Genomic DNA, 12,377 nt, shown 5'->3' on the forward strand with positions numbered 1-12,377 from the left:
GTCCACCTGCGGCAGCAGGGGCTCTATCCGCTCCCACACCACGTCCGTCAACTCGCCTCGACCTGCCACAAGATCAATTATCAGACAGGCCTTAGGGCGCTACTGCTGGCCAGAGCCTGCCGGGACCGGGAACAGGCAGGCGTGCTGACCGCAGCGGTACTGGGCGACCACGGGTGGCGCAAGCTGACCGGTGTCACCGCCGCCAGCGGCGAGCAGGGCGCGTGGGTGTCCTGGGAGGCCGGCGCCAAGGCTGCGCTGCCGTCCAGTCTCCTGCGAGGAGGCGGGCGCGGACGCGGTGGCGGGGTGATCGCCCGGGCCCGCGACCGCGAGCCGTCCAGAGTGGAGGTCGAACGCCTCCACCGGCAGCGCGCGCAGGAGCTCGCCCGGAGGATTGGCGAGGTGCTCACGACCCCGAGCCCCTGGTCGGACGCTGCGGCTCGCCTGGCACTGAACGCCCTCCTGGCCGCGTGCGGATCGCATCCGGATGACAGCGGGCTCCGGCGTGGGCGCAGCGGGCCGTTGTGGTGCTGCCTGTTTCCCGCAGCGGGCGGCGCAGGGCGGATCGAGGCGGTGTCGTGGTCGGCGCGGGTGGAGGGCTGGCTGCCGGTCTTCCATCTGGCGGGGCGCAGCGTGTGTGCTCCTCCCGGGGCTCGTGGCGGCGTGCTCGGGGACGTGCCTGCGGCTGTGGTGGTGGTCCGGTGAACGCCCGGTGGCTCGCGGGTGCGGGCGAGGGTGAGGCGATCCGCCTGCTGCTGGGGCGGCCGTGGCTGGAGGGGGCGCAGGCTGCGCTCGTGTTGAGGCATCTGGCGGCGGTGCGGGCGTTCTTCCAGGGGACGCTACGGTGGCCGGTGGCGGTGGAGGGTGGCGCGGTGCGGCTGAAGAAGTCGCCGCCGGTGCGTGAGTGGCTGGCCCCGTTGATGGAGGCACCGGTGGCCTCCTGGTTCTGGCTGGCGGTGGCAGCCCTGTACACGCTGCCCCCGTGGATCAGGGCCAGCGATGTGGTGGCGGCGTGCCGTCAGGCGGCCGGGCAGGCGGATGAGCCGGTGACCGGCTCGGCTACCGAGGTCAGGCATCTGCGCGAGGCCCTGGGGGAGCTGCGCAGGCGCGGGATCGTCTCCGGGAGACATAACTGGCTGGAGAACCTCACTGGTGAGGAGGCGGACGCGGTATGGCTGCGGGTGGACCACGCGCGGCTGCTGTTGGTCATGGCGAACGTCCCGCCTCTGGACGCCTGGGGCCGGTGGGGGGAAGACCCGGTCGCCGACCCTGAAGCCTGGGTCGGCGCCTGTGACCGGCCGGTGGATGCCGCAACTCGCGTCCTGCGTCGTCTGGTCGACGACACCGCTGTGCTGTGGGGCGACCTGGACGCCGTCGAGGCCCAGTGGCTGCGCGAATGTCTGCACACACGGGTCGCCGAGACTGCGGAGGTACTCGGGCTGGTTCTGGAGGTGCGCAGCGAGGGTGTGGCTCTGGTCGCCGAGGCCGGAGAGGGGCTTCCCGGGACGGGGCCGGCGCTCCGCTTCCCTCTCCCGGGGACGGCCCATCACGCCGCTTTGCTGGTGCGCGACTTCGTTCTGGCCTCCGAGGCGCAGCCGCACGCGCCCTGGCCCGGGTGGAGAGGCCGGTGCGAGGGCGATGTTCTTGGGGAGCTGCGGCGCCTGGCCCTGGTCCACATCGGGTGGAGCCAGGAGCTGCGGTCCAGGCCGGCCCGTCTGCTGGCCGAGGTCCGCGCGCTGTGGGAGGGGTTGGGCCTGCTACGTGTGCGTTCCGGTGGATCTGCCATGTGGTGGATGTCGCCGGTCAGTGCGCGCTGGGACCGTCCCCTCACGCCCGTCGATGCCTTGCCCTTCCATGGGCAGAACCAGCCTCCCGCTTAGGAAAGGTGACACCACCTCATGTCTGTTTCCTGTCCTGGCCTGCCTTTGATCGACCGGTCCGCCGGGCGGCACGAGCGCCGACGCACGCTCGTGGGGATCGGCGTGTGCAACGTCCACAACTACGCTCTGGAGGTCTTCGGTACCGAGTGCGGGCGGATCCTGTGGCGCGGCCGCAACGGCTGCGGCAAGACCACGCTCCTGGAGTCCACCGTGCCCTTCCTCCTCATCCTCGACGAACGGGCACTGCATGTGGGCAAGAACCGTTCGACCACGCTGGCCGGGCTCATGGAGGAAGGGGCGCGCGGCAGCAAGCGCGCCGGCTACCTGTGGCTGACCGCCGCTCTCCCCCACTCCCCCGGTACAACTGGCGACAGCATGTCCTTCGGCGTGCGCCTGGACTACTCCAAGGGCGCCCAGAAACCGGTGACGCTGACCGCGTTCCGCCTGCCAGGCCCCGTTCTGGACCTCATCGAACTGCAGGGGGCGTTCGGTGAGGCACTGAGCGGCGAGGACTTCGAGCAGCGGGTGCGGGACGCCGACGGCGCCGTGTTCGAGGACGCGGCTGCCTACCGCCAGAGCCTCGCGGCCGAGTTGCTGGGCACCGACCAGGCCCGGCTGGTCGAGGTGTGCCGCAGTATCCGCCGCATCCGCGATCCCCACAGCCTGCACAAGCTCCAGCCTCGTGAAGCGGAGGAGCTGCTGCGCTCGGCTCTGCCCAAGGTCAACTATGTGGTGCTGTCTTCCACCAGCGACGCCATGGCCGCCGCTGCGGCCACCCGGGATCATCTGGTGAACGTCACGGGCATCGCCGATCTCACGTCCCGTCTCGCGCTCGCCTGGGCCGGGCACGTCGCCCAGCGCGCCGCCGATGCCGCCGCTGTGCTGACCAGGCGAACGGAGGCGGTCGCAGCCCGCCACGTTGAGCACGACCAAGCCCAGGAGCAGGTGGCACAGGCTGACCAGGCGACCGGGGAAGCGGAGGAGCGCCTCGCCCGGGCTGAGGCGACCTGTGTGCGTCTGCAGGCCAACGTGGAGGTGCTGGAGGCCGACGAGGCCCTGGACGGCACGCAGATCACCCAGGCCCAGGACCGGCGCGACCGCGCGCAGGAGGGGGTGGACCGGGCCGAAGCGGCGCTGCGTTCGGCGCTTGCGGCCGACGGTGTCCTGCGCCGGGCCAGGGCCGAGGCCGCCCAGCATCTCGCGGACGACTTCGACAGCCGCCTGGCCGGTCTTGACCCCGCTGACCAGCTGGCCCTCAACGGCATCGCCCGTCCCGTCACGGTCGGGCGACGGCCCCGTGAGGCGCTGCGCGCGAGCACCATCGTTTTCCCCCGGTCCGAGCACCTGGCCGTGGAGGCCCGCCGCGACCGGGCCGATGCCCTCGTCGCGGCCGTCGCCGAACGCCGGACCGAGGCCGTCGCACGCGCCAATCTCGCACGCGCCGCCATCGACGCCCACCAACCGTGTCAGGACGCCGAGCAGGCTGCCGAGCAGGCACGCAGGATTGCCGACGCCGCCAGGGCCGCGGCCGACACCGACCGTCGGCAGGCCAAGGAGGCTGCCGCGCACGCCCTCGTCCAAGCCGCCGCTTTCCTGGAGGCCGCTGACGCCTGGGTCGCGGAACACCACGGTGCTCTGTGTGCCGCGCTGGGCCGTCGCCAGCGGGACCTCGCCGCCCAGTGGGCCGTGAAGTGCCGGGCGGCAGAACCCGGCGCCGTCCTGACCACCCACCGCCAGTGGCTCACCGGTTTCAAGGACACCGCTGCCCGCCTCGCCTCCCGCGCGGTCGAGCGCTCGGCGGCCCACCACCACATCGCGCTCACCGGCGAGGCGGCTGCCGAGAGGGCTCGCAGCCGGGCCGCGTTGTGGAGCGGCGGTCACCTCGATCCGCTGCCCGGGCCCGGCTGGCTGGCGTCGCTGCCCGGGCACGCGGGGAACGCGGGCGCCGTCCTGTTCGGCGAGGTATTGGAGTGGGGCGAGCGCGCACCGCAGCCGGGACCGCAACGGGACCTGCTCGAAGCCGTCATCGGCGCCACCGGCCTTCTCGCGGCCACGCTCACCGCCGATGGTGCCGCCGACCGCGCCGGCGCCTGGAGCGTGCGCGCTGTCGGCCAGCCGCAGCCTGACAGCCTCGCCGATGTCCTCTCCACCGTCCCCGGCCACCCCCTCTCCGACGCCGCCGCCCAGGTCCTCGCCCGCACCGCCCTGTGCCCGAGCGCCGAAAGCCATGACAGCGGTGGCGACGGTGCAGCTCTGGTGGTCGGCCGGGACGGCTCCTACCGCGCCGGTCCGTTCACCGGCCGCCTGCCGGCCTGCGCCGTTGGCCCGGCCCGCCACATCGGCATTGAGGCGCGCCGCGCCCACGCCCAGGCAGCCGCCGACGCCGCCCGTACCGAAGCAGACCGCCTGCACGGCACCGCCATCCGGCACCGCCGTGCCCAGAGCCGGCTGGTGAGCTTCCAGGCCCGGCTCGGCCTGGCGGTCAACGCCCTGCCCGACACGGAGTCCCTGCGCGACGCCGAGGCCGGCCGCGCCCGCGCCGCGCCCGCGCCGCGGCCAGAGCCGCCGACAGCGCCGAGGCCGCCCGGGACACCCACGACAAGGCCACCGACGCCGAGCGCGCCCACGACGTTGCCCTCGCGTGCTGGCGCGCCAAGACCATCGGCCAGGGACTTCCCGCCGCTCTCCCTCAGCTCCACGGCACTGTCTCCGATGCCAGCGGGCGCGCCGACCGCCTTAAGACCGCCCTACGGGAGGTGCGCGCTCTGGCCACGCGCGTGAGCGTGCTGGCCGCCGAAGGACCCACGGCGGGGATGCGCACCGACGAACTCGACACCGTGGAGGCACTACAGCTGGCCGAGATGCTCGCCGACCGCGACCATCTGGCCGCCGTGCACGAGGCGATGCTGGCCCCCTCCCCGCGAGCCCGGGACATCGCGCAGCAACTCACCGCGGCCAAGGCCGCATGCGCCGCCGCCAAGGACCACCGGCGTAGAGCCGCCGCCGGCCTAGCCGCCGCACACAAGCGGCAGGCCGCGTGCGTCGTGCTGCACACCCGAACCGGCACCAGCCTCCAGGGCATCCTGCCAGAACAACAAGAGGCCCTCGGCGGGCTGCGCGCGGTTCTGTCTGCCTGGGGCGTCGAGCAGGTCATCGCCGTCCCCACCGACCTGCCCGCCCACGAGCTGCCCGCGGCCGTGGCCGAAGCCATCCGCTCCATCGCACCCGCCACCCCCGGGGAGGTGACCAGCGCGGCCGAGGCCCTGCACGCCCACCTCATCAGCCAGGACTCCGGCGGCTGGCACCTCGAGTACGGACCGGATGACCCTGCCGTCCTGGACGTACGCCTCGTGCGCGACGACACCTCCCACCCCCTGCCCGTAGCAGCCGCCCTCGCTGCGAAGGACCGCGCGACAGCCGAGGAATCGCTCAAGCGGGCCGAAGGCGACGCCCTCGACGGCCTCGTCCTCGGCCAGCTCCCCCAGGCGCTGGGAACCGCCTGGTCCGCCGTCGTCAACTGGTTCGGTCGCACCAACGCCCTTCTCCCGCTCGCCGCCGCCTCCTCCGGCGTCGGCGTGCGGCTGGACTACGCCCTGCGGCCCGACCTGGACCCGGGCCTGGCCACGCTCTGGCGCCTGGCCTGCAAGAACTCCGCCGTCACCCGGACCCCCGAGCAGGAGCAGCAGCTCCGCGACGAACTCCACCACCAGCTGCGCACCGCCGCTACCCAGGCCAAGGCCGCCGCAACCGCCACCGCCGACGAACTCGCGCGGATCCTCGACGTCAGCAGCTGGATCGCCATCCGCCACGTCGTCACCGGCAAGGCCCGGGCCGAAACCGCCCTGGGCAGCCGCGACTGCGGTGTCTCCGGCGGAGAGAACCGCCTGGTGGTCATGGCCCCCCTGCTCGCCGCACTGGCCGCCGAGTACGACAGGCTCGGCCCACAGGCCCTGCGTCTGGTCGCGCTCGACGAGATCCCCGCCGAGGTCGACGAGAAAGGGCGCGACGCCCTCGCCCGCTTCATCGCCCACCTCGACCTCGACACCGTGTGCACCAGCCACCAGTGGGACGGAGCTCCCGCCGCCTGGGACGGTATCAGCGCCTTCGAACTCACCCAGGGCTCCGACAAGACCGTCATCGCCACCCGCGTCGACATCCTCGACCGTGAACTCGAACTCCTCCTCTCCACGACGGAGGAGCAGCCGTGACCACGTGCCCGCTGTGCCCAGGTGCCTGCCAGGGGGCGACACTCGCGCCCCTGACCTGCCCGCAGCTGACGTGGCTGTGGGAACGGGTCGCCCTTCGCGCCGACGCCACCGCCGACGACCTCACCCGCGGCTCACTGGCAATAACACTGCCCGACTCGCCCGAGCTGCTCGCCGCCGCCGGGACCCTCCTCAGCAACCGGCCCCTGCTGGCCGGCCGCCGCATCCGTGTCGACCTCCCCCGCCTCACCGGCCTTCTCCGCACACGCGGCCCCCTGCTGACCCCCGCCGCCGTCGCCGCGCACGCCCTCGAACGCCGAGTCGGCGAACCCTCCCTCGAACGCCAACGCACAGCGCAGCGCCGCCAGCAGATCACGGCGCTGGCGAACGACCTCCTCGGCGCTCTGCCCCGCTCGTGCCCTGTCAGACCGTCACCGCAGGCCGCGGTCGAGGTCCTGCGGTACAAGGGCTGGATCGCCCGCCTGAGCCTCCGCCCTGACGGCGAGCTGCTGCTGCGCCAGGCCGTCACCACTCTGCAGTCCTTGCCGACCGCAGGCTCCGTCGTCGATCGGCGACACCTCGCCCAGGATGCCACCGGCCATCCCAAGAGCCTCGACCGCGGCCACCCCCTGGCCCGCCTCGTCCTGGCCCTCACCGAGGCCGCCGGCCACACCCCGGAGCCCGGCCACCACCGCCAGGCACTGGCCCGGCTCGGCATCCAGGGCGACAAGGTCACCGGAGGCCTGGTCGCCCAGGGCATCCACCCCACCGCCGTCACCGCCGCCCCCGACGCCGTCCTGGTACTGCCCGAGGACCTCCTCGAATCCAGCCCCTGGCCCCCGGCCCCCGGCCCCGCCAACTGGGTCTTCGTCACCGAGAACCCGTCCATCCTCGCCGCCGCCCGCCTGCAAGGCCCCTCCCCCGTCCCCCTGCGCGTGCTGTGTACCGACGGCACCCCCTCCGGCGCCGAGGTCCGGGCCATCGCGCGCCTGGCCGATATGGGCTGGCACATCGCAGCCCGCGCCGACTTCGACGAGGCCGGCCTGCGCCACCTGAACTCCATCCTCACCGCCCAGCCGCGCGCCGTCCCCTGGCGCATGAGCACCGACGACTACCTCACCTGCCTGAGGCGCTACCCGTTCCCCGATACGACCCCCGCCCTGGCCTCTCGCGAACTCCACACCCCGTGGGACCATGCCCTGGCCCACGCGATGGCCGCGCACAGCCGCCCTGGCTTCGAGGAAGCCCTCCGCCACGAACTGGCCGACGACGTACGCCGCGGGGCCCCGGCCGTCCCACCTCGTGCCCAACCAGCATCCCGCGGGCCCGACGACGCCGGGGCGAGATCGAAGACGGACTTGCCTCCGGCTTCCGGCCTGGAATGAACACCGCCGATGTCAAACGCGCCGACGCGCACTTCGCCATCGACACGAGCAAACAGGTAGTGCTGCTGCCGCACCGGTCACAGGCGCCTTCCGAACACCGAGGGAGCAGGTGTCGCTGGCTTGAGCCGGCAGCCTCCACTCTCGTGCCCGCGCCGGCAATGAACCTCAGTGCCCGACGAAGCGAGCGCCCGAAGGAAGCCCCGCCGTCGGCGATTAGGATGCCAAGTATCCACCAGGGAAAGGAGTTTGCTTCATGACTGGCAGCGATAGTTCGTCGTTTCTCGGAAACGGGGACCTGGGCGATTGGCGGCTGAAGGACTCGATCCGAGTTGAGGTCGCACTGAGCATCCTGGACGAGCTCGAACGACTGACGGAGGGCGACCTCGACACGGCGCAGCGCGGGGCCGACCCGGACGGGCAGGTAAGCGAGAGGCTCAACCAGTTCCGGAACACTCTGCAGGCCGAACGGCGGGCGCTGCGGGCGGACAGCGACGAGCAAGCCGCCGTCGAGGCGGAACGAGTGATCACCCAGTACAAGCCCGTACTGCGGGCCCGCGAGGTGGCTCGATGAGCCCTCAGATCCCGGGCAGCAGCCTCTTCGATGACTGGGCCCTTGCCCCCGATCAGGCCCGCAAAAGGTTCGAGGACTGGGTGGTTCCGGTCAAGCTGGCCGGTCCCCGACGCCAGGAAGAGCCGCTGGTGTTCGTCGTCGAAGGTGGGCCGGGTGCCGGCAAGACCTACACACAGAACCGCATCCAGGCTCAGTTGGAGGCGGCCGGCCGGGGTGCCGGGCTCGGGCTGGACGTGGATGCCTTCCACTCCTCCCATCCGCGCTTCGAGGAGATCCGTGCCGCCCACGGGGTGAGCTTCAGCCGGTACACGGGTGTGGACGCTTCCCGGTTCTTCGCCATGGCCGTCGAGTACGGGATGTCGAACCGGTTCGACATCCTGCGGGAGGGCGAGCTGCGGCCCGACACCGTGCGCGACGTCCTCGCCCCGTTCGACGCAAGCGGTGTCTACCGCAGCGAGGCCGCGTTCATCGCGGTCGCGCAGGCCACCAGCGGTATCGCCGCGCTCTACCGCTGCCAGCAGGAACGGCGTGAACTCGGCGTGGGACGTGCGGTGCCGCCGGACTCGCGGGCCAGGATCCTGGCCCGGGTCCCCCAGAGCCTCGCCGTGATCGAGGACCACGCGCTCAGCGACACGGTCAACGTCTACGACCGGAGCGGTCACCTGCTCCACCACAGCACTGCTGTCCGGACCGGTGAGGAGAATGGCCGGATCACGCGGGCCCGGCAGCAGCCGGCCGGGGCGGTGCTCGCCTACCAGCACGAGGCCACCCGGCCCTGGAGTGCACAGGAGAGCGGGCGGTTCACCGGCATCGCGGCCGAGCTCGCCCACGACAGCGAGCATCCCCTTGAGCCGGTGCTGCTCTACGACTTGGCCCACACCGTCCTGCAGGCCGCGCCGCACATCGACGACCGCCCCGCCGCCGTGCCGGTCGCCGCCGTGCTCGCCCACCCGCCCGCGCCGTTCCCCGGCACCGACGATGTCTACCTGCGGCATCTCTCCCTGACGATCCAGCACGCAATCGACGAACTCGCAGCCGGGAAGGCCGGGAACTGGACCACCTCCCTGGCGGGAGCGATCGCCCGCATCACCCCACCGCCCGCCGGCGCCGAACAGCAACCCGCACGCCCCGCCCCGGGCACCCGTCCGCAGGCCCGGGGCCAGCACCCCCAGGCCGGGCCACGCTGCGGCACAGGCCCTGTCGTGTGACTGGCGCAAGGACCGCCCCCTCGCGCGTCCTGCCCGCGGGCAAGGGCGCCCCTCGGTGGCGATGCGCCACTGCCAGTGGCTGGGTGAGGACGTCCGCAGCCGAGCCGCCGACCGGGCCGAGGAGGTGGGGTTGCCACGTGATGCGGCTCACTGTCCTGTCCTTATCGGCGGGCCTCCCTGGATCCCGCAGGCACAGCAGGGCCGGGATGGGCAGGAGCGGGCGCGACTCCCTTCGATCGCGGCCGACCCCGGCCGGCCGCGATCGCCTGAGATGTGCACTGTCGAAACGGCGGCCGCGCGGCGGTGCGCGCCCCGGCTCGCGAAACGACGCCACTGTGCCCTGCAGCCGAAAGGATCTCTAGCCCCCGATCTGGTCCGGCGACTGCGGCAGGAGAGCCGGGGCCACCTTGGCGCAGCCGGGCCCGGCCACGCTGAGCCCCGCGGCCGTGACCCCCGAGGTCACGGCGAGCGTGGCCAACGTGGAGACGATCGCCGTGACGGCCGCCGTGACGGCGAGTTCGCCCAGGCGCCTGAACCCGTTGCCGTGGTTGTGCATGTCTCGACCCCTCCTTGTTGAGAGCTGCAGGCTGCGGCACTGCCCGGAGCGTTCCGACCGGATCGCCCGGGCGGTGCCGCAGTTCATGCGCGCCAACGTAACCGGGCCGGCGATCCGCCGAGTGCCACCGCGGCGACGCCAATGCGCCCTACCGGTCGGACACTCCTCGGCGTTCCCGGTGTGTTCTGGCTGGTCACAAGCCATGTCGGGTCTGCCGTAGCAGGGCGTCCGATTTCGTACCCGGTCGTCCCAGGTGGCGTGCGGCGGCGCCGGGACACCGCCCTCCACCTGGCTACCTGCGTGTTGCTGCTGCGGCTGTCATCCCGAGCGGCCCCGAGACGGCGACCGCGGGCAATCGAGGCTGCGCCCTGATCCATGTCGCTGGCGCCGGCGACGAGCAGACCGCGGCGCAGCTCGCGGCCTGCGCCCGGGTGTGGGAACAGGTCGGCGGGGAAGGGCCGGGGCAAGCGTGGGAACGGCGCTGGAGGGCGTTCCCGCAGTTGCTCGTGGTCCTGGCCGGCACCGGCGCGGCCGGGGTGCGAACGACGGTGGCGGACCTGCTGCTCGCAGCCGAGGAACAGCCAGCCGTCGCCGAGATGGTCACCGCCGTCCCGGCCGGGGCCGCCCGGATCGAGGACCTGGTCCAACGCGGCCCGTCGGCTCCGGTCTGGCACCCGTTCAGCAGCCGGGGCCGGCGGCCGTACGGGTGGACGGAGCTGTAACGACCGGGCCCGGTCTTTATCACAGGGTTAATCACTACGTTCTGCCTGCACAGAACAATCGCAGCGGCGGGCGCCGGTCAGCGGGCCACCAGGCGCCGCCGCGGAACCGGCCGGTGAGCCACCCACATGCCGGGCAGGGCAAGCGGGCACAGCCAGAGGGACGGAAGCCTCGCTCTGCGGCGGGGCCAGCCCCGGAATCTCGACATCGGTGAAGGCACCCGGGCCCCGCCCCTACCAATGCTCTGACCTGCGGAGCTACCGTCTCTCTGCCAGACCATCAAGGTATCGCCACGGCACCCGACGTAGCCGTCAAGGTGCCGACCGCCTGCTCCGGGTGGGAATCAAGCTGGGCAGGAAGCGAGAGGACTCCCGTGATCATCTTCGACACGAACGCCATCAACAGGATCAACCCTAGGAGCCCGAGGGCGGACATCGTGCGCGCGCTACGTGCCTCTGGGCAACACCGGGTCGGTATCCCGGGAACGGTCCTTGAGGAGCTGGCCGCTCACAAAGCGAAGGACTACGTCGCGCAGCGCGAGACGGCCGCGTCCGCACTCAATGCGTTGCAGCGGATGATGCCCTGGAAGCCGACGCCGACGTTCGAGGAGCCGCCGCTTGAGTTGGAGGAGTGCCAGGAGTACTGGCGGAAGGTGTACTCGGAGCTCTTCGAGGTGGTGCCCACCTCGGGCGAGGCCGCGCTGAAGGCGCTCTCCCGTGAAGCACTCGCGCTGCCCCCGGCCAAGCAGGGCGAGAAGCGGGCGGAGGGCGCGCGGGACGCCGCGATCTGGTTCACGATCCTCGAGTTCCTGCGGAATTATCCGGACGAGGACGTGCACTTCGTCACGGACAACACGACCGACTTCGGTGACGGCACCGTCTACCGATTCCCCATGGACCAGGACCTGGGGGATCTCGCCGGACGTCTGAAGCGCCTGAAGGACTTCGACGCTGTCGTGACCGCCTTCACGGTAGCCGTCGACAACGCCTCCGCCGCCGCCGACGCGAAGCGTTTCCTGGATTCGGAGCCCGTCGCCGCGACGATCGGAGGACTCGCCTTCGCCTCGCACCGTGCCGTACTGGGCCTTCCGGGGATCACCACGACCGGCGCCCCCATCGAGTGGAACGCCTGGATCACGCCACCGCGCAGCACTCTGCTGAGTAGCGGCAAAGCCGCCGGGCACCGCATCGGCAAGGAGGTCTGGTACACCGCCGAGACGACCTGGCTGTTGTACGGCCTCGCTGCCGCCGTGGGCCAGGGGCTGGAAGGCGTCTCGTGCATCTGGACGGTCAAGCTCCTGTTCTCCGCCGACGCGGACGGCGATCAGGGAGCGCCCACGCTGCTGTCGCCTGACGACCCGTCCGCTCCAGACCTGCAGGACAAACCCACCACAGACGCCCTGGCGGCACTCCACAAGGAGGCCCTGCGCGAGCTCATCTCCAAGCGGAAGCCCGATTCAGCAACCACCGCAGACCAGGCCGGCAGGCCGACCGGTCCATCGGACGTCGGCCTTTTGTACAACTACGCCCCCGGCCTGGCCGACGCCGTCCGGGCGGCAGTACTGCCGACGTTCGACTTCGCGTCGTGGTCGACCAACTTCAACTACACCGCGCCGGTCGCGGACGCCGTCAAGGCGGCAGCGCTGTCCCGGACCAACCTCTCCGCGCTTCTGGCCAGCGCCACCGAGGCGGCCGATCTTGTCTCCGGCCTGCCCAACTACTCCGGCCTTCTGTCCCCGACGAACCCGTCCATGTACGTTCGGACATGGCCGCACGATGACATCGACGCGCTTGAGGAGCTCTCCGGTTCACAGGAACCGGAAAGGCCGAACGAGGACGACAGCTGACCTGGCGCA

The 12,377-nt window shown here is 72.0% G+C and carries 10 protein-coding genes; 9 read left to right on the forward strand and 1 reads right to left on the reverse strand.

All coding sequences use genetic code 11. The features are described from left to right. From ACWGKU_RS18235 to ACWGKU_RS18265, 7 genes are all read left to right on the forward strand, one after another. On the forward strand, positions 1-702 hold a 702-nt coding region (locus ACWGKU_RS18235; protein ID WP_452178844.1), incomplete at its 5' end, for a hypothetical protein. Then, on the forward strand, positions 699-1,877 hold the full coding sequence (locus ACWGKU_RS18240) for a DUF2398 family protein (RefSeq protein WP_401050078.1): 1,179 nt from the start codon (positions 699-701) through the stop codon (positions 1,875-1,877). The genes ACWGKU_RS18235 and ACWGKU_RS18240, both read left to right, overlap by 4 nt. 18 nt (positions 1,878-1,895) lie before the next feature. Continuing rightward, on the forward strand, positions 1,896-4,658 hold the full coding sequence (locus ACWGKU_RS18245; RefSeq protein ID WP_452178843.1) for a hypothetical protein: 2,763 nt from the start codon (positions 1,896-1,898) through the stop codon (positions 4,656-4,658). A 32-nt stretch (positions 4,659-4,690) separates the two neighbouring features. Beyond that, a complete protein-coding gene (locus ACWGKU_RS18250; protein ID WP_452178842.1) occupies positions 4,691-6,085 on the forward strand; it encodes an SbcC/MukB-like Walker B domain-containing protein in 1,395 nt (464 codons plus the stop codon). Further along, a complete protein-coding gene (locus ACWGKU_RS18255; protein ID WP_331768371.1) occupies positions 6,082-7,467 on the forward strand; it encodes a DUF2399 domain-containing protein in 1,386 nt (461 codons plus the stop codon). Before ACWGKU_RS18250 ends, ACWGKU_RS18255 begins: the two co-directional genes overlap by 4 nt. 253 nt (positions 7,468-7,720) lie before the next feature. After that, positions 7,721-8,038 carry a hypothetical protein gene (locus ACWGKU_RS18260; RefSeq protein WP_331768372.1) on the forward strand — a complete coding sequence of 106 codons (318 nt, stop codon included), beginning with the start codon at positions 7,721-7,723 and terminating at the stop codon, positions 8,036-8,038. Continuing rightward, positions 8,035-9,246: a zeta toxin family protein gene (locus ACWGKU_RS18265; protein ID WP_331768373.1), complete on the forward strand. Its 1,212-nt coding sequence runs from the start codon at positions 8,035-8,037 to the stop codon at positions 9,244-9,246. Before ACWGKU_RS18260 ends, ACWGKU_RS18265 begins: the two co-directional genes overlap by 4 nt. Before the next feature lie 358 nt (positions 9,247-9,604). Here ACWGKU_RS18265 and ACWGKU_RS18270 read toward each other — a convergent pair whose 3' ends face one another. Beyond that, positions 9,605-9,802, reverse strand: coding sequence for a hypothetical protein (locus tag ACWGKU_RS18270; RefSeq protein ID WP_331768374.1), 198 nt, complete (start codon positions 9,800-9,802; stop codon positions 9,605-9,607). A 500-nt stretch (positions 9,803-10,302) separates the two neighbouring features. Here ACWGKU_RS18270 and ACWGKU_RS18275 point away from each other — a divergent pair, with 500 nt between their 5' ends. Continuing rightward, positions 10,303-10,524: a hypothetical protein gene (locus ACWGKU_RS18275; protein WP_331768375.1), complete on the forward strand. Its 222-nt coding sequence runs from the start codon at positions 10,303-10,305 to the stop codon at positions 10,522-10,524. Between the two features lie 371 nt (positions 10,525-10,895). Next, positions 10,896-12,368, forward strand: a complete 1,473-nt coding sequence (locus ACWGKU_RS18280; RefSeq protein WP_331768376.1) for a PIN domain-containing protein — start codon at positions 10,896-10,898, stop codon at positions 12,366-12,368. Positions 12,369-12,377: the final 9 nt, after the last annotated feature.

This window comes from Kitasatospora sp. NPDC054768 (assembly GCF_053612025.1).